This is a genomic window from Chitinophaga alhagiae, from assembly GCF_003568665.1.
Lineage (GTDB): Bacteria > Bacteroidota > Bacteroidia > Chitinophagales > Chitinophagaceae > Chitinophaga > Chitinophaga alhagiae.
The window spans coordinates 1,210,297-1,236,346 of record NZ_QXMH01000001.1 but is presented as its reverse complement, the minus strand read 5'-3'; the positions used below and the strand labels follow the sequence as shown (position 1 = coordinate 1,236,346).

General features: G+C 54.4%; 23 protein-coding genes. 14 read left to right on the top strand and 9 right to left on the bottom strand.

Features of this window, described 5'->3' with window-relative positions:
- The first annotated feature begins 15 nt into the window (after window positions 1–15).
- From porU to D3A97_RS04785, 7 genes are all read left to right on the top strand, one after another.
- Window positions 16–3,339, top strand: coding sequence for a type IX secretion system sortase PorU (gene porU / locus D3A97_RS04815; protein WP_119077231.1), 3,324 nt, complete (start codon window positions 16–18; stop codon window positions 3,337–3,339).
- Between the two features lie 155 nt (window positions 3,340–3,494).
- Window positions 3,495–4,625 (top strand): type IX secretion system outer membrane channel protein PorV, encoded by a 1,131-nt coding sequence (gene porV / locus D3A97_RS04810; protein WP_232825846.1) that lies wholly within the window; start codon window positions 3,495–3,497, stop codon window positions 4,623–4,625.
- Window positions 4,626–4,729: 104 nt separating this feature from the next.
- Complete coding sequence (gene ispF, locus D3A97_RS04805; RefSeq protein ID WP_119077226.1) at window positions 4,730–5,212, top strand: 2-C-methyl-D-erythritol 2,4-cyclodiphosphate synthase; 483 nt, start codon at window positions 4,730–4,732, stop codon at window positions 5,210–5,212.
- Between the two features lie 31 nt (window positions 5,213–5,243).
- Window positions 5,244–5,687: a dUTP diphosphatase gene (gene dut, locus D3A97_RS04800; RefSeq protein WP_198673865.1), complete on the top strand. Its 444-nt coding sequence runs from the start codon at window positions 5,244–5,246 to the stop codon at window positions 5,685–5,687.
- 2 nt (window positions 5,688–5,689) lie between these two features.
- The gene (locus tag D3A97_RS04795) at window positions 5,690–7,429 is read left to right on the top strand and encodes a tetratricopeptide repeat protein (protein ID WP_119077223.1); all 1,740 of its coding nucleotides are present in this window, start codon (window positions 5,690–5,692) and stop codon (window positions 7,427–7,429) included.
- Between the two features lie 37 nt (window positions 7,430–7,466).
- Complete coding sequence (gene lolB1, locus D3A97_RS04790; RefSeq protein WP_119077221.1) at window positions 7,467–8,294, top strand: lipoprotein insertase outer membrane protein LolB1; 828 nt, start codon at window positions 7,467–7,469, stop codon at window positions 8,292–8,294.
- Between the two features lie 70 nt (window positions 8,295–8,364).
- Window positions 8,365–9,762 (top strand): murein hydrolase activator EnvC family protein, encoded by a 1,398-nt coding sequence (locus tag D3A97_RS04785; protein ID WP_157986355.1) that lies wholly within the window; start codon window positions 8,365–8,367, stop codon window positions 9,760–9,762.
- 85 nt (window positions 9,763–9,847) lie between these two features.
- Here D3A97_RS04785 and bshA read toward each other — a convergent pair whose 3' ends face one another.
- The 3 genes from bshA to D3A97_RS04770 form a co-directional block, all read right to left on the bottom strand.
- Window positions 9,848–10,987: an N-acetyl-alpha-D-glucosaminyl L-malate synthase BshA gene (gene bshA / locus D3A97_RS04780; RefSeq protein WP_119077216.1), complete on the bottom strand. Its 1,140-nt coding sequence runs from the start codon at window positions 10,985–10,987 to the stop codon at window positions 9,848–9,850.
- A gap of 128 nt (window positions 10,988–11,115) precedes the next feature.
- Complete coding sequence (locus D3A97_RS04775; RefSeq protein ID WP_157986354.1) at window positions 11,116–11,667, bottom strand: hypothetical protein; 552 nt, start codon at window positions 11,665–11,667, stop codon at window positions 11,116–11,118.
- Between the two features lie 2 nt (window positions 11,668–11,669).
- Complete coding sequence (locus D3A97_RS04770) at window positions 11,670–12,341, bottom strand: LemA family protein (RefSeq protein WP_119077212.1); 672 nt, start codon at window positions 12,339–12,341, stop codon at window positions 11,670–11,672.
- Between the two features lie 179 nt (window positions 12,342–12,520).
- On the opposite strand from D3A97_RS04770, the gene D3A97_RS04765 reads away from it, so the two are divergent.
- From D3A97_RS04765 to D3A97_RS04750, 4 genes are read left to right on the top strand one after another with little or no spacing between them, the layout of a single operon-like run.
- Window positions 12,521–14,551: a tetratricopeptide repeat-containing sensor histidine kinase gene (locus D3A97_RS04765; protein WP_119077210.1), complete on the top strand. Its 2,031-nt coding sequence runs from the start codon at window positions 12,521–12,523 to the stop codon at window positions 14,549–14,551.
- Between the two features lie 2 nt (window positions 14,552–14,553).
- Window positions 14,554–15,306: a LytR/AlgR family response regulator transcription factor gene (locus D3A97_RS04760; protein ID WP_119077208.1), complete on the top strand. Its 753-nt coding sequence runs from the start codon at window positions 14,554–14,556 to the stop codon at window positions 15,304–15,306.
- Between the two features lie 40 nt (window positions 15,307–15,346).
- On the top strand, window positions 15,347–16,720 hold the full coding sequence (locus D3A97_RS04755) for a M20/M25/M40 family metallo-hydrolase (RefSeq protein ID WP_119077206.1): 1,374 nt from the start codon (window positions 15,347–15,349) through the stop codon (window positions 16,718–16,720).
- 16 nt (window positions 16,721–16,736) lie between these two features.
- Complete coding sequence (locus tag D3A97_RS04750; protein ID WP_119077204.1) at window positions 16,737–17,132, top strand: hypothetical protein; 396 nt, start codon at window positions 16,737–16,739, stop codon at window positions 17,130–17,132.
- Window positions 17,133–17,202: 70 nt separating this feature from the next.
- Here D3A97_RS04750 and D3A97_RS04745 read toward each other — a convergent pair whose 3' ends face one another.
- Together D3A97_RS04745 and D3A97_RS04740 are read right to left on the bottom strand one after the other, a co-directional pair.
- Window positions 17,203–17,904, bottom strand: coding sequence for an SAM-dependent methyltransferase (locus D3A97_RS04745; protein WP_119077202.1), 702 nt, complete (start codon window positions 17,902–17,904; stop codon window positions 17,203–17,205).
- Window positions 17,894–18,667 carry an EI24 domain-containing protein gene (locus D3A97_RS04740; protein ID WP_119077200.1) on the bottom strand — a complete coding sequence of 258 codons (774 nt, stop codon included), beginning with the start codon at window positions 18,665–18,667 and terminating at the stop codon, window positions 17,894–17,896. The genes D3A97_RS04745 and D3A97_RS04740 overlap by 11 nt, the downstream gene beginning before the upstream one ends.
- Window positions 18,668–18,761: 94 nt before the next feature.
- Between D3A97_RS04740 and D3A97_RS04735 the strand changes: the two genes are divergently transcribed.
- Complete coding sequence (locus D3A97_RS04735) at window positions 18,762–19,376, top strand: DNA-3-methyladenine glycosylase (protein WP_119077197.1); 615 nt, start codon at window positions 18,762–18,764, stop codon at window positions 19,374–19,376.
- Between the two features lie 55 nt (window positions 19,377–19,431).
- Here the strand turns inward: D3A97_RS04735 and D3A97_RS04730 are convergent, their stop codons facing one another.
- Window positions 19,432–20,454 carry a PorP/SprF family type IX secretion system membrane protein gene (locus D3A97_RS04730; protein ID WP_119077195.1) on the bottom strand — a complete coding sequence of 341 codons (1,023 nt, stop codon included), beginning with the start codon at window positions 20,452–20,454 and terminating at the stop codon, window positions 19,432–19,434.
- A gap of 197 nt (window positions 20,455–20,651) precedes the next feature.
- Window positions 20,652–21,305: a uracil phosphoribosyltransferase gene (gene upp / locus D3A97_RS04725; protein WP_119078425.1), complete on the bottom strand. Its 654-nt coding sequence runs from the start codon at window positions 21,303–21,305 to the stop codon at window positions 20,652–20,654.
- Window positions 21,306–21,425: 120 nt separating this feature from the next.
- Here upp and D3A97_RS04720 point away from each other — a divergent pair, with 120 nt between their 5' ends.
- On the top strand, window positions 21,426–22,517 hold the full coding sequence (locus D3A97_RS04720; RefSeq protein WP_119077193.1) for an anhydro-N-acetylmuramic acid kinase: 1,092 nt from the start codon (window positions 21,426–21,428) through the stop codon (window positions 22,515–22,517).
- Here the strand turns inward: D3A97_RS04720 and ade are convergent.
- Window positions 22,503–24,146 (bottom strand): adenine deaminase, encoded by a 1,644-nt coding sequence (ade, locus tag D3A97_RS04715; RefSeq protein ID WP_119077191.1) that lies wholly within the window; start codon window positions 24,144–24,146, stop codon window positions 22,503–22,505. The two genes, D3A97_RS04720 and ade, sit on opposite strands and share 15 nt — an antisense overlap.
- 85 nt (window positions 24,147–24,231) lie before the next feature.
- Here ade and D3A97_RS04710 point away from each other — a divergent pair, with 85 nt between their 5' ends.
- Window positions 24,232–24,954, top strand: coding sequence for a LolA-like protein (locus tag D3A97_RS04710; protein WP_119077189.1), 723 nt, complete (start codon window positions 24,232–24,234; stop codon window positions 24,952–24,954).
- Between the two features lie 36 nt (window positions 24,955–24,990).
- On the opposite strand, the gene D3A97_RS04705 is transcribed toward D3A97_RS04710, so the two are convergent.
- Window positions 24,991–25,995 carry a helix-turn-helix transcriptional regulator gene (locus D3A97_RS04705; protein ID WP_157986353.1) on the bottom strand — a complete coding sequence of 335 codons (1,005 nt, stop codon included), beginning with the start codon at window positions 25,993–25,995 and terminating at the stop codon, window positions 24,991–24,993.
- Window positions 25,996–26,050 lie beyond the last annotated feature (55 nt).

Genomic DNA, 26,050 nt, shown 5'->3' with positions numbered 1-26,050 from the left:
AATCCTGCCGTCCTGATGACCACCGCCCCCTCCGTTCTTTTCGCTTTGACATGCCTGCTTTGCGGGCTGGGCGAGGCTTTCGGGCAACGGACCTACGCACCCCGCTCCGTATTGGCAGACGGGAACTGGTACAAACTGGCGGTCAGGGAGCCGGGGGTATACCGGGTAGACCTGCCCCTCCTGCAGGCTATGGGCATTTCCACCACCAACCTGGCTGCCGGCTCCCTGCGGGTGTATGGCACCGGGGGGCGCATGTTGCCGGAAGACAACGCCCTGCCCCGCCCAGATGACCTCCCGGAAAATGCCGTTTGGGTGGCAGACGGGGGAGACGGGGTGATGAACGGGGGAGACTACCTGCTCTTTTACGCCGAAGGCCCGCATACCTGGGCCTATACCCCGGAGGGTTTCCGTCATAACAGGCATTTGTATGCGGATTCTGTATGTTATTTCCTGCATGTCAACCCGGGCGGCTTCCGCATCGGGGAAGACCCCGCCGCCGCTCCCCCCGGCCCTCCCGTTACTACCTACAATTACCGCGCTTTTTACGAAAATGACCGCTATAACATGCTCTCCAGCGGAAAAGACTGGCTGGGAGAGGAGCTGAACGCTACCCTGCCGGAAAGGAACTTCACCTTGCCCCTGCCTGCGGGGCTGACAGACGCATATATCCGCATACGGGCCGTGGCCCGCAGTACTGGCGGCTCACAGTTCGAGATAGCCGAGCAGCGGCTGGTACCCCGCCCGGTGAGCGGCAATATTTTTGACGAGTATGCCACTGCCGTAGAGGGTTATTTTCCCTATGCCGGCGGCGCCGCTGTTACCCTCCGGTACCAGGGCAATGCCGCGGCTCGTGGCTGGCTGGACTATATGGAGGTACTGGGCCGCAGCCCCCTGGCCATGCCCGCGGCAGGCATGCTGCCGTTCAGGGATACGCGCTGCACCGGCCCCGCCACCTTCGAGATCGCCAATGCCGCCTCTCAAACCCGGGTGTGGGATGTAACGGACCCGTTGCGGCCACTGCAGCTGAACACGCAGCTGACCGGCAGCACCCTGCGTTTTAACCGCAATTGTAGCGGCCTGCGGGAGTATGTGGCCTTTAATCCGGAAGCGCTGCCCAAGCCGCAATATGTGGGCCGGGTGCCTAACCAGGACCTGCATGGCAGCGCCGTATCCGGCATGCTGATAGTGACCGTTGCTGAATTGCGGACGGAAGCGGAAAAGCTGGCCGCCTGGCATCGCGGCGCCGGGCTGAACGTGGGCGTGGCCATCATGGAAGAGATCTATAACGAGTTCGGTTCCGGCCTGCCAGACCCAACCGCCCTGCGGGATTTTGTGAAAATGCACTATGACCGCAGCGGCCTGCGGTACCTGCTCCTCTTCGGCCGCGCCTCCTTCATGTACAAAGACGCGTCCAACATGGTGCCTACCTGGCAAAGCGCTGCCTCGCTGCATGGCATCAATACCCATATGTCTGATGATTATTTCGGTTTTCTTGACGATAATGACCATATTGGCGGCAACCCCCTGCTGGATGTGGCTATAGGCCGCCTGCCGGTACGCAATGCGGCGGAAGCGGCGGCGGTGGTGAACAAGATCATGCAGTACCATTCTCCTGCGGGGTTTGGGCCATGGCGCAATGAAATGACATTTGTAGCGGATGATGAAGATGGCAACCTCCATTTCGAGGATGCGGAAAAAGTAAGCCGCATCATTGAGCAGGAGCAGCCCCGCTATAACGTTGCCAAATATTACCTGGATGCTTTCCCGCAGGTATCTGGCGCCTCCGGCAGCCGCTACCCCGCTGCAAATGAAGCTATTGACCGCCGCATGTTCAACGGCACGCTGGTGTGGAATTATACCGGCCACGGCAGCTTTTCCCGGCTGGCGGAAGAGGCCGTGCTGGATGAGACCTCGCTTAACGCCTGGAACAATGAGCACCGGCTGCCCTTGCTGGTAACGGCCACGTGCGACTTTGCGCCGTTTGACAACCCACAGTTCCACTCCCTGGGAGAACAGTTGCTCACCCGTGAAAAGGGCGGCGCCATTGCGCTGATGACCACCACCCGCGCCGTGTTTGCCAGTTCCAACCTGGTCATGAACGCCAATTATTTCCGGCTGGCCTTTCAGCCCGGTGCAGGGGGGCGCTTGCCTACGCTGGGAGAGGGGGCCATGATGGCGAAAAATGAAACTTATGCGTCACTCGGGGATATTGTGAACAACCGTAAGTTCCAGCTGCTGGGAGACCCCGCGCTGCTGCTGGCTTTTCCGAAATGGACGGTGTATACCGATTCCCTTAACGGCCGCCCCGCCGGTACAGCAGATACACTGCAGGCCCTGGGGCAATATACGGTGGCCGGCAGCGTGAGGGATGGCGCCGGCAATGTACAGGCCGGTTACAACGGTGTGCTGCACATCACTGTTTTTGACAAACCCGCTACCTACCGCACATTGGGTAATGATCCGGGCAGTACGCCGGCAGATTATCAGCTGCAGGACAGGGCCTTGTTCCGCGGCAGCCAGCCGGTACAGAACGGGCGGTTCCGCTTTACATTCGTGGTACCCAAAGACATAGCCGTTACACCCGGTTCCGGCAAGATCAGCTACTACACCAGCAACGATGTGGAAGACGGCAGCGGCACCTACGCTGGCCTGGCCGTTACCGGCACCGCGCCCAATGCGCCGGCAGATAACCAGGGGCCGCTGATCAGGGCCTGGATGAATGACGAGTCTTTCCGGGACGGCGGCCTGACGGCGGAAGATCCCCTCCTGCTGGTATACCTGCAGGACGAGAGCGGCATCAACGCCACCGGCAACGGCATCGGGCACGATATTGTGGCCGTGCTGGATGACAGTACGCAGTTTTACAACATGAACGAATTTTATACCACCACCCCCGGCAACTTCCGGGAAGGCCGGGTTACCTTCCCGCTGGCGGGCCTGGCCCCCGGCCGGCATACGCTCACCATCCGGGCGTGGGACAGCCATAACAATTCTTCTACCATTAACATCTCGTTTACGGTTGTGCCCAAATCCTCGCTGGCAGTGGAAAAAGTATACAATTACCCCAATCCTTTCCGCGGCCAGACCCGTTTTATGTTCAGCCATAACCAACAAAACACTGATCTTGATGTGCTTATACGTATCTTTACAGCCACCGGCAGGCAGGTAAGCACCATCAAAAGCACAATAAACGAAGCAAACGGCCGTTATTCTGGCATTCCGTGGAACGGAAGGAGCGATTCGGGAGTAAGATTGACCCCTGGCATCTACTTTTATCAGGTTGTAGTCAAGAGCACAGGCAAAGAAAAAGTGTTTGGAGGGAAAATGATATTATTGTAAATTATATATTAAAAATTGTGTAGATTTGAAATGTAATTATGATGTGTTTTTTTTGTACCCCCGTCACTTGTTATTCATAAATTAGGCGTTATTTTTACATTTAGCTATTAAACAAATTTTGCATGTTTTCAAGGATTACGACGGTTGCAATATGCGTGTCTGCCCTATTCCTCAGCCAGCAGTCTTTTGCCCAGCAGGACCCTCCAGACAGAAATGAGCTGGATGGGCGTATGAATACCATTAATACAGCCGTACCCTTTCTTCGTATATCCCCAGACGCTAGAAGCGGTGCCATGGGCGATGCCGGCCTTGCCATTTCGCCGGATGCCAATTCCGTTTACTGGAACCTCTCAAAATTGCCTTTTGCCCCCAAAAAATCGGCAGTGGCCGTTACATACACTCCCTGGCTGAAAGAACTGGTGAATGATGTGTTCCTGGCGCAGTTGGCCGGCTATACCCAGCTGGACGAATTGCAGGCCATTGGCGGTTCTCTCCGTTATTTTTCATTGGGAGACATTGAGTTCCGTGATATCGGCGGTGCGGACAACGGCACCTTCCGCCCCCGTGAATTTGCCATAGACGCCGGTTATGCCCGCAAGCTGAGTGACAACTGGTCTCTGGGTGTGGCATTGCGTTACATCCACTCCAGCCTGGCCACCGGCGTTACGCCAGACCAGCAGACCATACGCCCCGGCCGCGCCGTAGCGGCAGACGTCAGCGGTTTTTATACCAAGGATTTTGAAAAGGATAACGGCGTAATAAACAACTGGAGCTTCGGTTTTGCCATCACCAACATCGGTAACCGTATTTCCTACACGCAATCCGCCCAGAAAGACTTTCTGCCTACTAACCTGGGTCTCGGCACCTCTTATACTATTGGTATAGACGAATACAATAAAGTGACCTTTTCACTGGATGTGAACAAGCTGCTGGTGCCTACGCCCCGGCTGGACAGCACGTATCCTGACAAAAGCATGCTGGAAGGCATGTTCTCCTCCTTTGGCGATGCGCCGGGCGGTTTCAAGGAAGAGCTGCATGAGTTGATGTATTCCCTCGGCGGTGAATACTGGTATAACGACCAGTTTGCCGTGCGCGCCGGTTATTACAACGAGCACAAGACGAAAGGCAACCGCCGTTATTTTACAGCGGGCCTGGGTGTGAAATACAACATTTTCGGGCTGAACTTTTCTTACCTCGTGCCTTCAGGAACGGGTATCCAGCGCAACCCGCTGTCTAACACGCTCCGGTTCACCCTTACATTCGACTTGTCGGGAAATGACGAATAGTACAGTATCTTTGCCATAATAATAAATGCAAGCAACAATAAATCCTCCGGTACCAAGGGAGGATTTATTATTTTAACAGATCGTAATATTTTTTTTAGACTACTATGAGCAAGTTAAGGATCGGATTAGGGGTGGATTTTCACCAACTGGTGCCAGACAGGGACTTTTGGCTGGGCGGCGTGCTGGTGCCGCATCACAAGGGAGCGCTGGGCCACAGCGACGCGGACGTATTGCTGCATGCCATTTGCGATGCCATGCTGGGCGCGGCCGGCCTGGGAGACATTGGTGTACATTTCCCGGATACGGACCAGGCATACAAGAACATAGACAGCAAGATACTGCTGGCCCGCTGCAGTGAGCTGATCGGGGAAAAAGGCTACAGCGTGGTGAACGTGGATTCATCGCTGTGCCTGCAGGCGCCTAAAATAAAGCCGTACGTACCGCAAATGCAGGAGGTTATTGCCCGCCTGCTGGGGCTTACGGTGGAAGAAGTGTCTATCAAGGCCACCACTACGGAAAAACTGGGTTTTGTGGGCCGGGAAGAAGGGGTAGTAGCCTATGCTACCGTACTGCTGGAAAAGCAGTAGCGTTTATTTTTAACTGTTTACCTTTGTTTAAATGGCTGATATACAAGTAAAGATCATTAACCGTTCGGAAAATCCGTTACCGTCTTACGCCACGGCAGACGCCGCTGGCATGGACCTGCGCGCCAACCTGGCCGCGCCGCTCACCCTGCAACCGCTGGAGCGCACACTGGTGCCCACCGGCCTGTTTATGGAGCTGCCTTCCGGCTTTGAGGCGCAGGTACGCCCCCGCAGCGGGCTGGCTATCAAGCAGGGGCTTACCCTGCTGAACACGCCCGGCACGATAGATGCTGATTACAGGGGAGAGATCAAGATCATTCTGATCAATTTGTCTAACGAGCCGCAAACCATCCAGCACGGAGACCGCATTGCGCAGATGGTGATTGCGCCCTTTGTACAGGCAACGCTGGCGGAAGTGCCGGAATTGACAGATACCGTAAGGGGCGCGGGTGGTTTTGGCCATACAGGAAAATCCTGAGTATGCGTTTAACCGTTATCGTTATAACAATTGCTGCTGCCCTGGCGGCCGCGGGCTGTGGAAGCAACCGCAAAGTTGCCTCCGTGCCCGCTGCCGTGCAGCAGCAGGTGCTGGAGCAACGGGCAGACAGCCTGTTCTTTGCCGCCCAGCGCTCCAAAATGTTAGGCGATTATAAAACGGCCATCACCCAGTACTCTGATTACATCCGTCTCAACCGCAGCAATCCCACCGTTTATTATGAGCTGAGCCGCCTCTTCATGGAAGTGCGGAACCCGTCTTACTCCCTGGGTTTTGCCCGCAGGGCCGTACAGCTGGACTCTTCCAACAAGTGGTTCCGCATGGCCCTGGCAGACGCGTATACCATGAACGAAATGTTTGACAGCGCCGCTGTGGTATACGGCCAGTTGAGCCGGCAAAACCCGCAAGACGATGACCTGCTCTTCAACAAGGGCATGTCCCTGTCCAAAGGCCGCCATTTTTCAGAAGCGCTGGAGGTGTTTGACACCATTGAAAGCCGCGTGGGCGTGGTGGAAGACCTCGTTTTCCAGAAGCAGCGCATTTTTATGCGGCTGAATATGGTAGACAAGGCCGCCGCCGAAGTGCGCAAACTCACCCGGCAGGAACCGGGAGAGCTGCGTTACTGGGGCCTGCTGGCGGAGATCTACGAAGCGTCTGAACGCATCCCCGAAGCCAAGGCCGTGTATGACACCATTCTGCAGATGGACCCGTACCACCCGCGCGCCCTGATCGCTATTGCCAATTTTGAAAAGAAGAACGGCAATGAGCCCAAATACAGGGCATTCCTGGTGAAGGCATTCCAGAACAAGGAGTACACCATAGACGAGAAAATATCTTTTGTATACCCGTACCTGCAAATGCTGGAAACAGACACTACCAAGCGGGCGGAAGGGCTGCTGCTCACCGGCCTCATTGTGGAGTCCCATCCCCGGGAAGCCAAGGCCTACGCCCTGCGGGCAGACATGTTCTCGCAGGCAGACCAGCCAGACAGTGCCCTGGTGAACTATAAAAAAGCCATTGCCCTGGATTCTACCCGTTTCAGCGTGTGGTACCAGTTGATGTGGGTGTACTCCCGTACGGAACAGACGGATTCCCTGCTGCGTATAAGCGCGCATGTTACCCGCCAGTTCCCGAAAGAGTTCATGGGCTTTTATTTCAATGGCCTGGCCAATTATTTCAGGCAACGGTACGATACCGCCATCCAGTCTCTCAACACGGCGCTGGCCATTGGCGGGGAAAAACGGTTTGTGGCAGATGTATATGCCTTGCTGGGAGATGCCTACCACGCCAGCGGACTGCATGCCCGCAGTGACAGCAGTTACGATATGGTGCTGACGCTCCGGCCCAAAGACCATATCGTGATGAACAACTACAGCTATTACCTTTCTGTACGCGGAGATAACCTGGAGAAGGCCGAGCAGCTCAGCCGCCGCTCGCTGGAGCTGAAACCGGAAAGTCCTACGTATATGGATACCTACGCCTGGATACTTTTCAGGATGGGCAAATACCAGCAGGCCAGAAGCTGGATAGAGAAAGCGATGCAGTATCCCGAGGCGCAGCAGGACCCGGACGTGCTGGAACATTACGGCGATATTCTTTTCAACCTTAATGAAAAGGATAAAGCCGTAGAATACTGGCAGCTGGCCAAGGCCAGGGGCGCCAACTCACAGGGGCTGGCCCGCAAAATAGCAGAGAAGCGTTATATCAAAAGCCTGGACCGCTGACCACACGGGGGCGGGCCACGAAAATATTACACGTATAATGGAGCAAAAAGCAGTACTACAAATTGTTGCATGTTTATTCAGCCTCGTATTATTTTCATGCCGGGCTACTAAAATAACCCGCGCCACCTTTCCTTCAGACACTACCGGCAGTAGCAAGGATGCGCTTAGCCGGGAAAAGGAAGCGGCCCTCGCCAAAAGCATCCTGGAAAAAGTACGCGCCAACCGTATTGAATACAAGACCTTTTCCGCGGAACTGAGAATGGACTATGACGATGACCGGGGCAAACGCATGAACAACCTGGGCGTTAACATCCGCATGGAATATGACAGCGCTATCTGGATAAGGGTAGCCGGCCCCGCTAATATTGAAGGCGCCCGCATACTGGTTACGAAAGACAGCATCAAGATCGTGAACCGCCTGGAAGGCACCGTTACCCTCCGCAATGTGCAGGAAGGCCAGGAAATGCTCAAGCTCAATATGGACCTGACAACGCTGCAAGACCTGATCGTAGGGAACGCCGTGTTCCTGTCAGACTCCATTTCCAATATTGTGACCACCCAGTCCGTGATCTCTTTTGCTTCCATGCAGCCCACGCTGGTGAGCCTCTTTAATGTTTTTGCGGACGATTATGTGATTCAGCAATGCCGCATTACGGACCGGGACAGCACGGCGGCCAATAACCGTGTGGTAGAGCTGACCTATGGCGCGCACAAGGTGGTAGACGGGCGGAAGATAGCTTTTCAACGAAAAATTTACGTGGAAGACAAAAGCGTGGTCAAAGTGGCGCTGGATTTCAAGAGGATGGAGTTCAACAAACCCCAGTCTTTCCCGTTCCCGGTACCTGACAAGTATACGCGCGAGTAATTGGCCCGGCTGGCAATTTCGTAGTATATTTAACGTTATAAATCATCATTGAACATAAAAAATGCTGCAATTGAAGAAGTTTATCCCTGTTTTATTGATGGCGTTGGTGCTGATGCCGGCTATGCTGCAGGCGCAGAACCAGCCGTCCCGGGAAGAACTGGAACGGCAGAAGCGGGCCATACAAAAACAGATGGATGAAGCGCAAAGCCTGCTGAAGGAGACCCAGAAAACCAGCAAGGAGAGCCTGGGGCAATTGCGCGCGCTCCGTAACAAGATAGACCTGCGCGCCCGCATGATCCGCAATATCAATGAAGAACTGAATTTCATCAATGGGGACATCAACACCGCGCTCCGCGATGTAAAGACCCTGGAAAAAGACCTGGATACCCTCAAGCAGCAATATGCACAACTGATCGTAGCCGCCTATAAAAACCGGAGCAGTTATGCCATGCTCAATTTTGTTTTTTCGGCAGACAGTTTTAACGAGGCCATCCGCCGCTACCAATACCTCAAACAATACCGCGAGTTCCGCAAACGGCAGGCAGACAATATTGTTGAAACGCAAGAGCAGTTGAAACTGAAGGTGAAGAACCTGCAGGAGCAGCGGGAGAAACGTTCCACCGCGCTTAAATCTGAAAAGGACCAGAGGGCTACGCTGGAGAAAGACAGGAAGGAGAAAGACGAAGTGGTGGTCAAGCTGAAAGGCCGCGAAAAGGAACTGTTGCAGGATATTAACGAGAAGAAGAAAGCGCAGAAAAAAGTACAGGACGCCATCCGCCTGGCCATCCGTAAAGAAATAGAAGATGCCCGCCGCAAGGCGGAGGCAGAAGCGCTGGCCAAGAAGAAAGCCGCCGAAGCGGAACGCAAGCGCAGGGAAGAAGAGCGGAAGCGTGCCCTGGCCGCCGCCGCGGAGGCCGCCAAAAACAATCCTACGGCCGCGGTTACGCAGCCACCCCCTCCACCGCCGCCGGCCAGGGAGCCGGAAGTGGCGGCAGAGAAACCCAGCAGGGTGCTGAACGTACTGGAGGCCTCACCTGAGGCAGCCGCGCTGTCAGACAACTTTGAGGCCAACCGCGGCAAATTGCCCTGGCCCGTAGAGTCAGGCATGATCGTGAGCTACTTTGGCCGGCAGAAGAATGCGGACATGGAGCGGATCACCGAAGAAAATGACGGCATTGTATTCGGTACCCGGAAGGGAGGGGCAGTAAGAGCGATATTTGAAGGCACCGTGTCTCGCGTGTTCTCCATCCCCGGCGCCGGTTTTGTAATTATGATGAAACACGGGCAGTATTTCACCAACTATGTAGGTATCCAAAGCCCCAGCGTGCGGGCCGGAGACAAGGTACGCACCGGGCAGGTGATAGGTTCCGCCCGCTCCAACGAAGACGAGTCTATGGGAGTAGTGGAAGTGCAGGTGTACAAAGGCGGCGCTTTGCAGAACGCCAATAACTGGATCAAACTGAGATAAACAGCCAAACGGACAATACATAAAACAGGCTGGCCAATTGCAATTGGCCAGCCTGTTTTATGTATTGTTATCGCTGCGGAACTGTTTACGATCTCACCAGGGCCTGCTGCAGCACGGCGTCGTACAGTGCTTCGTAGCGGGGAATGATATTGTCGATGTGGAAGCGGGAGGCCTGTTCCAGGGCGCCCCTTCGCAGGCGGCTGAGCAGGCTTTCATCTTCCAGCACGCGGATGGCGTGGGCCGCCATCTGGTCAACGTCACCCACCGGGCTGCTGAAACCGGTTACGCCGTCTATATTGATCTCGGGCAGGCCGCCGGCATTGGAAGAAACCACCGGCACCTGTGAGGCCATGGCTTCCAGCGCGGCCAGGCCGAAGCTTTCGTATTCCGATGGCAATAAAAAAAGATCGCTGATAGACATCACGTCTTCCAACTGCTCCTGCTTGCCCACAAACCGCACGTCTTCACAAATGCCCAGGTCCCGGCACATGCATTCTATGGTAGGGCGGTCGGGCCCGTCTCCCACCAGCAGCAGCTTGGCCGGCATGGCGTCACGTACCTGCTTGAACACCTTCACTACGTCGGGCACCCTTTTCACCTTGCGGAAGTTAGACACGTGCAGCAGCACCTTTTCATTATTGGGCGCTATGGCCTTGCGGAAATGCGGCAGGTCACGGCGGGCAAAGCGGGCAGTGTCCACAAAATTGTAGATCACCGAAATGTCTTTTTCAATAGGGAAGTACTTGAAGGTTTCTTCCCGCAGATTTTCAGACACGGCGGTGATGGCGTCTGATTCATTGATGGAAAAGGTCACCACCGGGGCATAGGTTTTATCCTTGCCCACCAGGGTAATGTCTGTGCCGTGCAAAGTAGTGATGAACGGTATATAACGGCCCTGCTTGGCTACTATTTGCTGCGCCATGTATGCGGTAGAGGCATGGGGGATGGCGTAGTGCACATGCAGGAGGTCCAGTTTCTGGTTCAGGATCACATCTACCATGGTGCTGCTCAGTGCGCTTTCATAAGGCGGAAAATCAAACAGCGGGTATGTGGGCACCTGTACTTCGTGATAATAAATGTTGGCGTGAAATGCATTCAGGCGCACCGGTTGCTGGTAAGTGATGAAATGTACCATATGACCTTTATCTGCCAGTGCTTTTCCCAGTTCGGTAGCCAACACACCGCTACCCCCGTAAGTAGGGTAGCAAACTATTCCTATGCGCATCCTTCTAGTGGATTTTATGAAGTGCTAAGGTAAGTAATTTCAAAACACCGGGCTCCCGGCTCTGTCATGCCAGCTTCATTTGGGGCCAGCGGCAGGCCTCCGGGAAGAATATGGCTGGCGTTTCGGCATTACCGGATAACAGACAAATAAAACTCGCCGTCAGTGATCTTCATAGGGGTCCTTTCCGGCATGGCGGTAAAAGCAAGCCCGGAAAAGTACCCCCTGACATGCTTGTCCGTTATTTCCGAGAACCGTACTTCCGCCATATCATCAAACTGGTACCAACTGGCGGGCAAAAGCTGTGCAGTATAGGGCTTCCCGTTCTCATTCAGGAGTGATATCATGACCTGCGGCATTACGGCATTCGTTTTCGGCATGTGTATGCCGTTCCGCAAGTGGTAAACGATGCCTGTTTTATATTGTTCCTTATTTACCAGGAAGAGGGAGAGGATGTTCCGTGTGGGAGCGCTGATGTCAAGCGCGGCGGTCAGGTTGCAATGATAAGCGAGGTTTTCCGCATCGTAGTATAAATGAGCCGAGGTAACCTGGCGGTACTCCTGCTGCAGCCCCTCCGCCTTGAAACGCAGGTAATATTCGGCCGGTTCTGCTCCGGCAGGGTCGCCTTTTTTTGAACAGCCCGCCAGCAGAATGGTAATCAGCAATAAATAATATCTGGTCATAGTCATTCCTTTGTTTTATCCCGCTCGGGCAGTTCCTTGAACTTATCCAGCAATTCGGCCCCTGCCTTGCCCGCCTGGGAGGCCAGGCCCGCTATTTTACTACCTGCCCCTGAAAGCAGTTGCTGCAGCCGCTCGCCATCATCCGTTTTGAACTGATGCAGGGAAGCGGTCTCATTCATGCCGGATACATCAAACTGCATATAAGGCGCCTCTGGAAAACCCATGGTTTTGGCAAAGAACACCGTCGGGATTTTGGACCGCCGGGTATTATATTTCTTCACGGCATGGTTGTACCGTTCCCTTGAATCCTGGATGTTCTGTTCGCACTGCTGAATGCTATCTACCAGGCGGTGATATTGCTCATTGGCTTTCAGGTTGGGGAATTTTTCTGCAATGCCCTGTACGGCCGCCATTACCGCTCCCGTTTGCTGGTAAGAACTGGCCAGGTTGGCGGCCGAAGCATCTTGCGATATTTTCAGCTGCACCAGCTGCTCCCCTTCCTGATAATTCTTTACCACGTCTATGAGCTGGTTGATCAGCGCCAGTTTTTTGCTGATGGCCACCTGGGTGTTAGATGCTTTTTCTCTCACATCCTGGCCGAGTTTCTGGAGGGAGTTGTAAGAAGTGACGGCCACAACGGCAGCCGCTATCAGGAGAAATAATAGAAAAAACATATTCTTGGCGTTTACAGATGTGATATTGCTTCAAAAATGCCTGGCAGGCCTTCGTATCTGTCAAAGAAAGAACTTATTTTAAGGCTCCGGAGCATCATTTACCAACTGCCGGGCCCGGACGATTAACTGTATGCATCTGCGTGAAAAGTGTATCTTTTCTTTATCCCAAACCGTACCTCATGATCAGAAGCGTTTTATTGATAGTGACTATATTATTTGCCGGGAGCGCGGTTGCCCAGAAGCCCCTGGTAGATTCGCTCACCGGCGCGCTGGAGCGTCACCGGGCCGAAGACACGCTTCGTCTTCATCTGCTCAACGAGCTTTCATTTGCATATTACCAGGTAGATCCGGCGCAGGGAGCGGCAATTGCGGGCCAGGCCATTGAATTGGCCGGCAGGCTGCGCCATCCGGCCATGCTGGCCGCCGCATACAATAACAAAGGCACCAACCATTGGGCAATGGGAGAAGACTCCCTTGCCAGGGGAGCCACAGAACGGGCTTTGAACATCCATCTTGAGGCTGGCAACAAGCTCGGCGCCGCAAAAGCACTGAACAACCTGGCGCTCAGCTATTACAACATGTCAGATTTCAGGAAGGCGCTTGAATACCATCAGGAGGCACTGTCTTTATTCACCGGGCTTGAGCACTATGCCGGTATTGCAAACACCTATTCAAACATGGGGGTGGTATACCTTGCCTTGTCAGATTATCCGCAGGCGTTGAAGTACTTCCTGGATGTCGCACGGCAATGGCGTGGGAAAGACAGCGCGGCTACTGCCAATACGCTGGTGAATATCGGGCTTGTATATAAGAACATGAAGGATTATCCACGTGCGCTGCAATATGCCGGTGAAGCGCTTTCGCTTTATGCCAGCGCCGGCAACCGGCAGGGTGAGGCCAATGCCTGCGGTAACCTGGGCACGCTTTACAATGAGCATGGAGACCCGCAAACCGCCTTGCAGTATTATAAGAGAGGGCTGGCACTGAATACCTCTATCGGCAACAAACGGCGCATTGCGAGTGATCTTGTTAATATTGGCACCGTATATCAGGGGATGAACGATAACAGCATGGCGCATGATTACCTGGAAAGAGGGCTGCGGTTGTATGAACAGACAAATGACAGGGAAAATACGGTTTATGCCATGATCAAGCTGGCAGAAACAAACATTGACCTCGGAAATACCGCCGGGGCACGCAGTTCACTGCAAAAGGCCATTCAGCTGGCCAGTGAGGCCTCATCCGTGCAGAACCAGAGCTTTGCCTGGGAAGCCATGAGCAAGGTACTGCAGCAGTCCGGGCAGTATAATGAGGCCCTGCAGGCCTACAAGCGGCACATTGCGCTGCGGGACAGTATTTTCAATTCCGCAAAGGCCAGGTCTGTTATGCATATGCAGATCCAGTTTGAGTTTGAGAAAAAGGAAGCGCTGCTAAAAGCGGCACATGAAAGGGACAATGCACTGGCCCGCGCGGAAGCCCGGCGGCGGAAAGCGATTGAAATTGCCGTGCTGACGGGCCTGTTGTTATTGATAGCCGCCGCTGCCGGCGGGTATGCGCTTTACCGGAAAAGAAGGGACGCGGAAATGCGCGTTAAAATGGCTGACACGGAGATGAAGGCCCTACGCGCGCAAATGAACCCGCATTTCATTTTTAATTCCCTGAATGCCATCAGCGCATTTATCAGCCGGAACGAGCCGCTGCAGGCGGATGATTACCTTGTCAGGTTTTCCGCCGTCATTCGCACAATACTGGAAAACTCGGAGTTTAAAGAAATAACTTTATCAGAAGATCTGCAGGTGCTGGAGCACTATATGAAACTGGAAAGAACGCGCCTCAACGGGGCGTTCGATTATACTGTCCGTATTGATGGAACAATTGATCCGCACAATACCCTGGTTCCGCCCCTGCTGCTGCAGCCTTTTGTGGAGAATAGCATCTGGCATGGCCTTTCAGGCATAGACCGGCAGGGAAGGATACTGATAGATATAAGCCTGCAAAATGGAGGCCTGGTGTGTGTGGTGGAAGACAACGGCCGGGGAAGACAAAGCCGGCAGGCAGCCAATGGGAGAAAGTCCATGGGGATACCCATCACCCGCTCCCGGGTGCGCATCTGGAACAATAGCCGTGGCAAAGCGGACAACATCATCTTTACCGACTTGGAACAGGGAACAAAGGTTATGGTGACAATTCAACTAAAACATAAATTCTGATCATGATAAACGCTATCATTGTGGACGATGAGGCGCACTGCGTGGAAAGGCTTCAAATGTTGCTTGCAACGCATTGCGGGGAAAAAGTGCGGTTGCTTGACAGTTGCAGTTCCATTGTACAGGCAGAACAGCGTATCCTGCAGCTTGCCCCTGAACTGGTTTTTCTTGATGTTCAGCTGGAAGGCCGCACCGGCTTTGAGCTGCTTCAGAAGATAAACGCCCCCAGCCTTCGTGTTATTTTCACCACCGCTTATGAACAGTATGCTGTTACCGCCTTCCGGTTCAGCGCGGTTGATTATCTTCTTAAACCGGTTGGGCCTTCGGAGCTGGTAAACAGTGTAGACAAACTGATCAGCAGCCTGGACCAGCAGGAAGCGGCCCTGAAATACGAAGCGTTGTTCCATAACCTGCAGGCAGGCGCCGGCGGAAAGAAGATAGCGCTTCCCACGCAGGAAGGGCTGGAGTTTGTGAATATCAACGAAGTAGTACGCTGTCAGGCCAGCGGGAACTATACGCAGTTCTTTTTGTCAGACGGGCGGCATCTTATGGTATCCAGAACAATGAAAGAGTTTGAAGAATTGCTGGAAAAGCATAATTTTTTCCGGGTACACTATTCTCACCTGGTCAATCTTGACTACGTTAAAAAGTATAACCGGGGAAAAGGAGGCTATGTGTTGCTGGCGGACAATTCCGAGCTGGAAGTGTCTGTACGGCGGAAGGAGGCTTTTTTGAAGAAGATGGCCGGAGGAAGATGAAAATTGTAATTTTACATCATCAACAATCTATCATCCGTATATGAGAAAACCAATTCTGGCGCTGGCCGCCTGCTGCATGGCGCAATTCGCCTTTGCGCAGCAGGAAGACTCCCTGGCCATCCGCCGCCTCAGCGATGAGATGCTGACCGGCAGCAAAGCATATGATAACCTGCGGGTGCTGACCAAAACCATTGGCGGCCGCCTGGCCGGCTCGCCGCAGATGGTGAAAGCTGAAAAATGGGGAGAGGCCGCCCTGAAAGCCGCCGGGGCAGACAGGGTGTTTACGCAGGAGTGCCAGGTGCCCCACTGGGTACGCGGAGAAAAGGAACAGGCCCGCATCATCAGCAACCGGCGGGACCTTGTGCCCCCGCTGAACGTGCTGGCCCTGGGCAACGCTGTGGGCACCGGCCCCCAGGGCGTTACCGCTCCCGTGCTCGAAGTGCGTTCATTTGAGGAACTGGAGCAGAAAAAAGACCAGGTGAAGGGCAAGATCGTGTTCTACAACTATCCTTTCAATAACAGGTTCGTCAAAACCTTCCAGGCTTATGGCGATGCGGTGCGCTTCCGCTCACAGGGCCCCAGCCGGGCTTCCAAATACGGGGCGGTGGCGGTTATTGTGCGTTCCATGAGCCACAGTACGGATAATCATCCTCATACCGGCTCTACCCGGTACAATGATTCCTTTCCCAAAATAGCCGCCGTAGCCATTGGCTTGCAGGATGCGGACCGCCTCAGCAAAAGAATTGCCGGAGACCGCAGCGCCAGGGTATTTTTGCGCACTACCTGCCAGATGCTGCCAGACACGGTTGGCCACAACATTATCGGGGAGCTGAAAGGCAGCGAGTTCCCGGATGAGTACATTACCGTGGGCGGCCACCTGGACTCGTGGGACGTATGCGAAGGCGCGCATGATGATGGCGCCGGCTGTGTACAGTCCATAGAAATACTCCGCGCCTTCAAAGCCGCCGGCATACGCCCCAAACGTACGCTGCGCGTGGTGCTGTTTGCCAATGAAGAGAACGGCGTGCGCGGCGGCTCCAAATATGCGGAGCTGGCCAAAGCCAACCGGGAAAAACACCTCTTTGCGCTGGAAAGCGACGCCGGCGGCTTTACACCCCGCGGCTTCATCATGGAAATGACGGACGCCCAGCGCAGCAAGGTGAAAAGCTGGCTACCCCTGTTCCTGCCCTATGGTCTCTATGATTTTGACGAAGTGGGCGGCGGCGTGGATATTGGCCCGCTCCGCCGGGAGCTGGGCACGCCCGTGGCAGAACTTTCTCCTGACTCCCAGCGTTATTTTGATTATCACCACGCTGCGTCAGACGTGTTTGAGGCCGTGAACAAAAGAGAACTGGAACTGGGTGCGGCAGGAATGGGCGCATTGGTGTATCTTGTAGATAAATACGGTTTGTAAAACCAACAACACCCAAATGAAAAGATTTGTATTCATCCTTGTGAGCATGCTGCTCCTGATTTTTGCGGCCTTTTTCTTTTACCGCTACTACTTTGTGTTCGGGCGCGGCGCCAAGGCCGGGGAGCTGAATTTTTTTGTGCAGAAAGGGTATGTCTGGAAAACCTATGAAGGACGCCTTATACAGACAGGTTTCAAGCCGCAGAACCTGGGCGGCGTACAGTCTAACGAATTTCAGTTTTCCGTTACGGACGAAAGGATCGCGCAAAAGCTGATGAGCAGCAGCGGCAAGTTCCTGGAGCTGCACTACAGGGAATACCTCGGCGCGCTGCCGTGGCGGGGGTATAGCACCTTTATAGTAGACAGTATTATTTCCGTTACTGACCCCGCTACGGGAAAGCGGGTGGCGTTCTAGACGGTTTGAAGATAACAGGAGGCCGGGCGGTGGTGCGTTGCACCGGCAGCCCGGCTTTTTTATGCCCTCGCTACTCCGCGGCCAGCAAGAATATTGCCGGTCTTTTATGAAGGTCAAACGCCTGTTTCCCCCACTGGGCCACGCTTTGCGTGCGGATGTACTCCGTGGGGGCGGTCAGGTCAGCCGCCACGCATACCTGTGTGGACGGTTTGCAGTTGGCCAGTATGTCTTTCAGCAGCTGGTTGTTGCGGTAAGGCGCTTCAATGAATATCTGCGTTTGCCCTTTCCTGGCGGATGCCGCTTCCAGCTCGCGGATGGCTTTGGCGCGCTCCGGAGGTTTTACAGGCAGGTAACCTGCAAACTGGAAGTGCTGCCCGTTCATGCCGGATGCCATCAGGGCTAGCAGCATGGAATTGGGGCCTACCATGGGTATAACGGTAGCGCCTATACTATGCGCGGTTTTGACCACCAGCTGCCCGGGGTCTGCCACGGCCGGGCAACCCGCCTCGCTGATGATGCCGATGGAATGCCCTTCCTGCAACAGTTGCCGGGCCTTTGCCAGGTCTGGCGGCTCATGCTCGTTCATGGGCAGCAGCTGCAGGCTGTCTATGTCAATGCGCTTGTCCAGCGCTTTGAGGAACCTGCGGGCCGTACGTTCATTTTCCACGTAAAAAATGCGCAGGGTGCGCACGGTATCTGTGATGTAGGCGGGCAGGGAAAACAGGGCGTCCGCGCTGAGCACTGTGGGCACCAGGTATACTTTACCGTACATCGGGCAGCTTTTGTTGTTGTAAGTGAATAGTGGCGGCAATCACGGCGTAGCAGGGGGCCAGTATCCAGCCCGCCACGGGAATGAACATGCCCAGGTAAAATACCACCCCGTTGCCAATGGCCATGCCTTTGTGCTGGCCAATGTAGGTGATGCTCTGCCCCATCGTCCACCGGCGGCGCTCAAAACTGTAGTCCATCATCGAAAACCCGAAATAATAACATTCCACCAGCAGGGCTATCAGCGGCGTGAGCCAGCCCAGTATGGGAATGAAGGCGAGGATGGCAATAATGAGCATGAACACCGTCTGGTACAACAGGTTGCGGAACGAGAGCCTGACGCCGCGCACCACGTCTTTCAGCAATTGGGAAAAACTGAAAGGAAAATCCTTGTTTTGCATAATGGCCTCCGTTTTTTCCGAGAGGTAGGCAAAGAGCGGGGAGCCGATGATCAGGAACAGGTATTTGAAAAAAGAAAAATACATGAGCAGGAACACCATGCGCACCGCAAAGCCCACCAGCAGGAAGAGGAAGTTCACCCAGCCGTTCTGCAGCTCTTCTATCCAGGTTTTGAGGGTAAAGAGGTTCAGCACGTAGTCAATAAAAACACCGGAATACTGCCAAACGAAATAGATGCCCGTTACGAACAGGATGCAATAGATAATGCCGGGAATAATGATCCACTTCCACAAGCGGTGGCGGGAAATGAATTGATGCGCTTTGCCGTAGGATTGCACTGCTCCCAGTACTTCTCTTAATGAAAACAAAGGTTTAGCTTTTTATGTATGACAGAAATAAGGTATGCGGGAGTAAACCTGGAACAACGAATGTAACGCAACTAAATTAATAATATTTTGCAGCATGGCTAAACTTGAACTTGCTTTTTATGAACAGAACGATGTGATGAAGGTATCGAAGGCATTGCTTGGTAAGTTGCTGGTAACGGAAATAGATGGTGTGCGCACGTCCGGCCGCATTGTGGAAACCGAGGCTTATGCGGGCGCTACGGACAAGGCATCGCATGCGTACAACAACCGGCGCACCAGCCGCACGGAAATTATCTATGCCCCCGGCGGCGTGGCGTACGTATACCTTTGTTACGGCATTCATCACCTTTTCAACGTGGTAACGCATGGCAGGGACGTGCCGCATGCCGTGTTGGTACGGGCGCTGGAGCCTTTGGAGGGGCTGGAGCGGATGCTGCTCCGCACCGGTAAAACAAAAATAGACTATACACTGACGGCCGGCCCAGGCAGCCTCACCAAAGCGCTCGGCATCACCACCGGCCTTACGGGCCAGAGCCTGCTGGGCAACACGGTGTGGATAGAAGACGCGCCGGCGCTGCCGCCACGGCAGATTGCCATTGGCACGCGTGTGGGCGTGGCCTATGCCATGGAAGACGCATACCGGCCATACCGGTTCTGGGTCAAAGACAGTAAATGGGTGAGCAAGGGGAAAGGGCTGGTGCAGAAATAACAACGGCCGGCCCGTGCGGCCAACCGTTTTTCAATAAGATATGTTTTGAGGCAGGTCAGAACTTGGGGCAAAGCGTGCCGTTCTTCCTGCTGTCTCCTTTCGTCATAATATAGATCAGTGATAACTCCGTACCCCCGCGGTAGTTGGAGGCGGGTTTAAGGGTAGATACGTTCAGGTCATAGCTCAGGCCGGCTTTAAAGCTCTTGAACTCCAGCCCCAGGTAGGGGTTGATGGCGTCTTTCAGGCGGTACCAGGAGCCGATGTAAAAGATGGTGGGCGCATCCTGCATATCATTCAGCATAAAACCGTAAGCCCCGCCAAAGGTGGTTTCTACCGCCTGGTTCTGGCGCATGTAGTGCGCGCTGATGTGGATGCGGTTGCTGCCATTCACCGGGAAAGAGCCGCCGCCGTGTATGGTATAGCGGTAGCTGAGGCGGTTATTGTCTTGCGTCATGAAAGTTTCCGTAGGCTGCGTGAAGTGGTAGTAAGAAACCCCCAGGTACAGGTTGGAAGATTCTCCTATCAACCCGCTGTACAGCAGCCCCACGTTATAGTCCATGTAAGATATTTTCAGGTTGGTCAGCGTTTCGCCGCTGGGCAGGGCGGGGTCATACCCGTTGTCATTGAACTGCGATTCGAACTGCAGCTTGCTGGGGTCTACTCTTTTCTGCACAAAGGCCGCCTGCAGGCCTACGCCCAGGGTGTGGTTGCCTTCCACGTCCAGCCCCTTGTGATACGCCGTGCTGATGCCCACAAAAGAAGAGTTAAGCGCGCCCGCGCCCGTTTTATCATATAAGCCCAGGATGCCTACGCCCCAGGTATCCGTGTAAGAGATCACGTTTTTGAGAATACCGAAGTCTGCGGATACCGTGCCGGTAACGTAGGGTGAAGCAATGCTGCGCCATTGGGAACGGTAATTGCCCGCCAGGCGGAGATCGCCTGAAAAATAGCCGGTAAATGCAGGATTGAGGGTGAGCGGTGAGGCGAAAAACTGTGTAAAATGAGGGTCCTGCGCTTTAACAGGGCTAAAAGCATACATCAATGCCAATATGGTTAATAGGAGTAGTTTTTTTTTCATCACTTTCAACGGTTAAAGCATATAGGGACACTATATAATATGAAGGTACAAAATTACTATTATATTTCAAATTAAATCTATATAACAAATTGCCGCTACTATAACTGGTTCAGTATGAAGGGCAACCCGGTTTTTCCTGCCTGTGGTAAATAGCGCCTTGCTGATGATAACTATAAAACGTAAAAAAATGGTATTTGTTACTGCTGCACCTTGGTGCCGAAGGCCAGGTCCCCGGCGTCTCCCAGGCCGGGTACAATGTAGCCCTTGGCCGTCAGCTCATCGTCTATGTCTCCCGCCCAGATGCTGATGTTGGCGTCTGCATGGCGCTGTACGTATTCAATGCCGATGGTGCAGGCAATAGCGGTAACAATGTGGATGTGTGCGGGCTTGCCAAATTCCACCAGGTGGTCTATGGTCTTGACCATGGAAGCGCCCGTGGCCAGCATGGGATCAGAGAGGATCAGCACCTGCTCGTCAAGCGGCGGGCAGCTTACATATTCCAGGCTGATCTCGAAAGTACCGTCCCGGTTGTGTTTACGGTAAGCGGAAATGTAGGCATGGTCTGCTTTGTCAAAGTAGTTCACCAATCCCTGGTGGAGGGCCAGGCCGGCGCGCAGTATGGTGGCCAGTATGGGCTGTTGCCTGATTACCCGGCAATTGGCGGTGCCCAGCGGTGTTTGTACTTCGTTATCAACATAAGTGAGCGTTTTGCTGATCTCATAGGCCGCCACTTCCCCCAACCGTTCGAGGTTGCGGCGAAAGCGCATCCTGTCTGTCTGCACTTCAGCATCGCGGATCTCGCTCATCCAGTCGCCCACCAGCGAATTGGTTTCACTTAAGTTGATTATCATAGCCCGGTTACGTTTGTTGCTGCCAAAATAGCATTTTTTCAATTAGGAACGCCCAAATATGCAGTACGATTTGATTACAGCAGTAGTTGCCTTCCCCGCAATTCATTCTATATTTGTTGCATGGTATACAATGTTATAGGTTTAATGTCAGGCAGCTCGCTAGACGGGCTGGACATTGCGTTTGTGGAGCTGAGTGAAGTAGGCGGCGCGTGGACGTACGTGATACGCCAGGCGGAGTGCCGCCCTTATTCCGCAGAGTGGGTGCAGGCGCTGAAGGGGGCTGTAGACCTCCCGGCGCGGGAGTACCAGCTGCTGCATACGGACTACGGCCGCTACATCGGCACGGAGGTAAAGGATTTTATTGCCCGGCACGGGCTGGAACATAAAGTGCATTTCATTTCTTCCCACGGCCATACCACGTTCCACATGCCGGAGCGGCATATGACGGCGCAACTGGGAGACGGCGCGGCCATTGCGGCCGCGGCGGGCCTGCCCGTGATCAGTGACCTGCGGGCCATGGACGTGGCTCTGGGCGGCCAGGGAGCGCCCATTGTGCCCATTGGCGAAAAGCTGCTGCTGGGCGGGTATGACTACTGGCTGAACCTCGGCGGCATTGCCAACCTCTCCGCCAAAGAGAGCGATACCTTCCGCGCCTTTGACGTATGCCCGGCCAACCGGGTGCTGGACGCGCTGGCCGCCGCCCTGGGAAAACCTTACGATGAGAACGGCGCCCTGGCCGCCGGCGGTGTAGCAGACCCGGCGCTGCTGCAGGAGCTGAACGGCCAGCCGTATTATGCCCAGCCCTATCCCAAATCGCTCGCCAACGACTTCGGCACCGAAGTACTGCTGCCGCTGATAAGCCGCTACAGCCTGTCTGTACAAGGCAAGCTCCGCACCTACGTTACCCATATTGCCACCCAGGTAGCCGCTGCCGCGCAGGCCCTGAGCGTATCCAAAGAAGGAGAAAAGAAGCTGCTGGTAACGGGCGGCGGGGCGTTCAACGCGTTTATGGTGCAGTGCATCAGCGAGCAGCTGGCCCCGCTGGGCATTACGGTACTGGTGCCCGATGCGCAGACCGCGGCCTATAAGGAAGCGTTGATCATGGCATTGATAGGCGCCCTCCGCTGGCGCCAGCAGGTGAACGTGCTGGCTTCCGTAACCGGCGCCTCCCGGGATAGTGTGAACGGTACGCTGTGGTTAGGAGAGAGTTAGGTTTTCGAACGTAAACGTATCGCCGTTAAACAATCCCTTGTCGCTGAGCTTGAGGTGAGGGATTACCAGCAGCGCCATAAAAGATAGTGTCATAAAAGGAGCGTCCAGGGTGCTGCCCAGCGCCTTGGCCGCTTTGTCCAGCTCACTGTAGCGGCGCGCGGTGGCATAACCGTCTTCCGCGCTCATCAGGCCCGCTACCGGCAGCGGCAGTACCTCGCTGCCCCGCTGCCCCGTTACGCAAATGCCGCCCTGGCAGCGTATCAGCTCATTAACGGCTTCGCATATACGCTCATCGTTTATGCCCACTGCAATAATATTGTGACTGTCATGCGCCACGGTAGAGGCAATGGCGCCCTGTTTCAAGCCGAAATGCCTGATGAACCCGGTGGCGGGCGCTTCGTTGCGGTACCGGTTCACCACTACTATTTTCAGCACGTCCTGCGCGGGGTCTGCCGCCAGCTGCCCGTTTTGCACCGGCAGCACGGCGGTACTGCTGTTGGTAATGAGCTGCCCTTCCAGTGCTTCGATCACCCGCACAGTAGCGGATGTGCCGCCGGCGGGCACCCGGAAGTCCCCGGGTTTTTTCAGCTCGCAGCTGAACCGGTTCACCGCTGTTACCGGAACAGGTGTTATCAGCGTTTTTCCTGACTCCGCCACCAACTGGCCGTTCACGTAGGTGGCCAGCACGCTGAACGCCTGCAGGTTGTTCACTATTATGAAGTCTGCGGGGTGGCCTGGTTGCAGCAGGCCCACGGGCATGTTGTAATGTTGTACGGGGTTGATGCAGGCGGCCTGCAGTATGTTGTAAAGATCGTAGCCTTTGGCCAGCGCCCGTTTCACCAGCTGGTCAATATGGCCTTCCACCAGGTTGTCCGGATGTTTATCGTCACTGCAGAACATCACCATCTGCGGGTGGCTTTGCAGCAGGGGCGCCAGCGCTTCAAAGTTGCGGGCGGCGCTGCCTTCCCTGACAAGGATGCGCATGCCGTGCTGCAGCTTGTCCAGCGCTTCTTCCAGCGTAAAACACTCATGGTCTGTGCTGATGCCGGCGGCAATATACGCGGCCGCATCAGCGCCGCGGAGGCCGGGGGCATGGCCGTCTACCGGTTTCCCCGCCTGCCGGGCGGCGGCTATTTTGGCCATCACCTCCGCGTCTTTATGCAGCACGCCGGGATAATTCATCATTTCTGACAGGTAATAGATATCCGGCCGTTGCAGCAGTGCCGCCACCTGTGCCGCGTCAATAGCGGCCCCGGCCGTTTCGAACACGGTAGCCGGTACGCAGGAGGGCGCGCCGAAACAGCATTTGAAGGGCACCTGCGCCGCATTCCGCAGCATATACTCCACCCCGGCCGTGCCCAGCACATTGGCTATTTCATGCGGGTCTGAAATGGTGCCTACCGTACCGTGCACCACGGCCAGCCGCGCAAATTCCGAAGGCACCAGCATGGCGCTTTCAATATGTACGTGGGCGTCTATAAAACCGGGCAGTATATATTGCTGCGGCACTTCCGGTGCGGTGGCCGGCCTGATGCCGGCAATGCGGCCGCCGGCAACGGTTACCACGGCGGGGTAGGTGCGTTTGCCGGGAATGTCCACCAGGTGGCCGGCTACCTCAAACTGATTCATGGCTGTAAATCTAAATGGATTTTGCCATTTTCATTAAAAGGATACATTTGTAGCATAATTTGACACGATCACTAAAAACTTTTTTATGAGAACATTACGCGCGTTAACCCTAACCCTCGCCCTTGCCGGCGCCGTGGTCAGCAGCCAGGCACAGACCGCTGACGAAGTGGTGAGCAAACACGTAGCCGCGCTTGGCGGCGCAGACAAGGTGACATCACTGCAGACACAGATCATGGAAGGCACCATGAGCATACAGGGCATGGATATACCGCTGAAAGTGTCTACCAAGCACAAAAAAGGCGTAAGAGTGGAATTTGAAATAATGGGTACCAACAACGTTACGGTCATGACACCTACCTCCGGGTGGATGTTTATGCCCATACAGCAACAGACCGCACCGGTAGATGCGGATGAGGCTGCCGTGAAAGAAGGCGCTATTGATCTGGACCTCACCGGCGAACTGTTCGACTACAAGAACAAGGGCTTTAAATTGGAAATGAACGGCAAGGAAACGCTGAACGGCGAAGAGCTGTACAAGCTGAAACTGACCCGTGCAGACGGCTCCAGTAGTGATTATTACCTGGATGCCAATACTTACTACATCTCGAAAAGGGTCACCAAAAAAGCGGTGCAGGGCCAGGAGATAGAGGTGGTGGAAACATTCACCAACTATAAGAAAACGCCGGAAGGGTATGTGTATGCGGAAACTTCGGAGCAGCAGCCAATGGGCATGAAGATGAGCTTCAGTAAAGTGCAGAGCAACCCCGCGGTAGACGACAAGATATTCGAGAAACCCGCACAGCCATAATTTTTCTTAAAAAACCGGGCGAACGGCCCGGTTTTTTTATGCATATCTTTTTGTGATCTCCCTGGCTTCTTCCGCAATCCTATCTGCCAGGTGCTGCGGCTGTATCACCTTCACGCGCCCGCCCGCGCTCAGCAGCAGCATGATCAGTTCATGATTGACCACGATCTTTAGCCCGATGCGGCACTCTTCGTCATCATCTTTCAGAATGGTCTGGGAATGATGCAGGGGTTGTGTTTTCACGTATTTACCCTGCAGCGGGGTATAGGAAAGAATGATGTCTTCCGGTGTTTCGGAAGATACGGTGATGCCGATGGCGTGCTGGAAATAGCTGGCGTCATCGAAATTCTTTTCGTCAAAATGTTTGTTGGTGGGCCAGGTATTCACTATGCGGTCCAGCGCAAAAGTAAGCACGGTGCCGCCTTTGGCTTTCTGGCTTTTGCCGATGAGGTAGAAGCGGTGGTTGTATTCCCGCAGGTGGTACGGCTCTACCCAGTGTTCTTTGGGCTCTTTGCGGTCAAAGCTCTGGTACGCAATGCGGATCACTTCCCGTTCTTTGATGGCGTCCACAATTTCCGGTATCAGCTCTGCGCCTTTATACTGGCTGGCCCTGCTGAATTTGATGAGGCCCTGGTTTTCCAGTTGCTGGCGGTTCATTTTCAGGCTGGCCGCAATTTTCAGGATGGCGTCTTCAAAACGTTGTATCACCGGCAGGCTGCGGAACTGTTCCAGTATGCCGATGGCCACTTCGAGGCCTTGCAGGTCCGCCTCGTCTATGGGGCTGTTGCTGATGGAATACGTGTCGTCTTCGTAATGATAGGCCTTTGAGCTGCGGTTGTATTTGATGGGCGCAAAATAGTTCAGTTCAGGATCGTTGCGCATGTCTTCCAGGTCTTTCTGGATGGTGCGCACCGCAATGGATTTGTCCAGCTTGCCAGATACGAACTCCACGAGCGCGTCCAGCGTAGGCTTGGGCAGGCGTTTGTTGCGTAATCTTTCGTCTATCCACCGATACCGGGAGAGGGCATCTTTATTTTTGGGCATGTAACCAGTTTTTTTCCGGGGTAAAAGTAAAACAATTTTACTACGCAGTTCCCCT

Bases quoted from the DNA above. Each gene is read 5' to 3' on its own strand.
- D3A97_RS04730 (WP_119077195.1), bottom strand. From the start codon at position 20,454: ATGAAAAAAAAACTACTCCTATTAACCATATTGGCATTGATGTATGCT.
- D3A97_RS04765 (WP_119077210.1), top strand. From the start codon at position 12,521: ATGATCAGAAGCGTTTTATTGATAGTGACTATATTATTTGCCGGGAGC.
- upp (WP_119078425.1), bottom strand. From the start codon at position 21,305: ATGATAATCAACTTAAGTGAAACCAATTCGCTGGTGGGCGACTGGATG.
- bshA (WP_119077216.1), bottom strand. From the start codon at position 10,987: ATGCGCATAGGAATAGTTTGCTACCCTACTTACGGGGGTAGCGGTGTG.
- D3A97_RS04760 (WP_119077208.1), top strand. From the start codon at position 14,554: ATGATAAACGCTATCATTGTGGACGATGAGGCGCACTGCGTGGAAAGG.
- ispF (WP_119077226.1), top strand. From the start codon at position 4,730: ATGAGCAAGTTAAGGATCGGATTAGGGGTGGATTTTCACCAACTGGTG.
- D3A97_RS04710 (WP_119077189.1), top strand. From the start codon at position 24,232: ATGAGAACATTACGCGCGTTAACCCTAACCCTCGCCCTTGCCGGCGCC.
- lolB1 (WP_119077221.1), top strand. From the start codon at position 7,467: ATGGAGCAAAAAGCAGTACTACAAATTGTTGCATGTTTATTCAGCCTC.
- D3A97_RS04750 (WP_119077204.1), top strand. From the start codon at position 16,737: ATGAAAAGATTTGTATTCATCCTTGTGAGCATGCTGCTCCTGATTTTT.
- ade (WP_119077191.1), bottom strand. From the start codon at position 24,146: ATGAATCAGTTTGAGGTAGCCGGCCACCTGGTGGACATTCCCGGCAAA.
- D3A97_RS04735 (WP_119077197.1), top strand. From the start codon at position 18,762: ATGGCTAAACTTGAACTTGCTTTTTATGAACAGAACGATGTGATGAAG.
- D3A97_RS04775 (WP_157986354.1), bottom strand. From the start codon at position 11,667: ATGACCAGATATTATTTATTGCTGATTACCATTCTGCTGGCGGGCTGT.
- D3A97_RS04720 (WP_119077193.1), top strand. From the start codon at position 21,426: ATGGTATACAATGTTATAGGTTTAATGTCAGGCAGCTCGCTAGACGGG.
- D3A97_RS04745 (WP_119077202.1), bottom strand. From the start codon at position 17,904: ATGTACGGTAAAGTATACCTGGTGCCCACAGTGCTCAGCGCGGACGCC.
- D3A97_RS04755 (WP_119077206.1), top strand. From the start codon at position 15,347: ATGAGAAAACCAATTCTGGCGCTGGCCGCCTGCTGCATGGCGCAATTC.
- D3A97_RS04705 (WP_157986353.1), bottom strand. From the start codon at position 25,995: ATGCCCAAAAATAAAGATGCCCTCTCCCGGTATCGGTGGATAGACGAA.
- D3A97_RS04770 (WP_119077212.1), bottom strand. From the start codon at position 12,341: ATGTTTTTTCTATTATTTCTCCTGATAGCGGCTGCCGTTGTGGCCGTC.
- D3A97_RS04795 (WP_119077223.1), top strand. From the start codon at position 5,690: ATGCGTTTAACCGTTATCGTTATAACAATTGCTGCTGCCCTGGCGGCC.
- dut (WP_198673865.1), top strand. From the start codon at position 5,244: ATGGCTGATATACAAGTAAAGATCATTAACCGTTCGGAAAATCCGTTA.
- porU (WP_119077231.1), top strand. From the start codon at position 16: ATGACCACCGCCCCCTCCGTTCTTTTCGCTTTGACATGCCTGCTTTGC.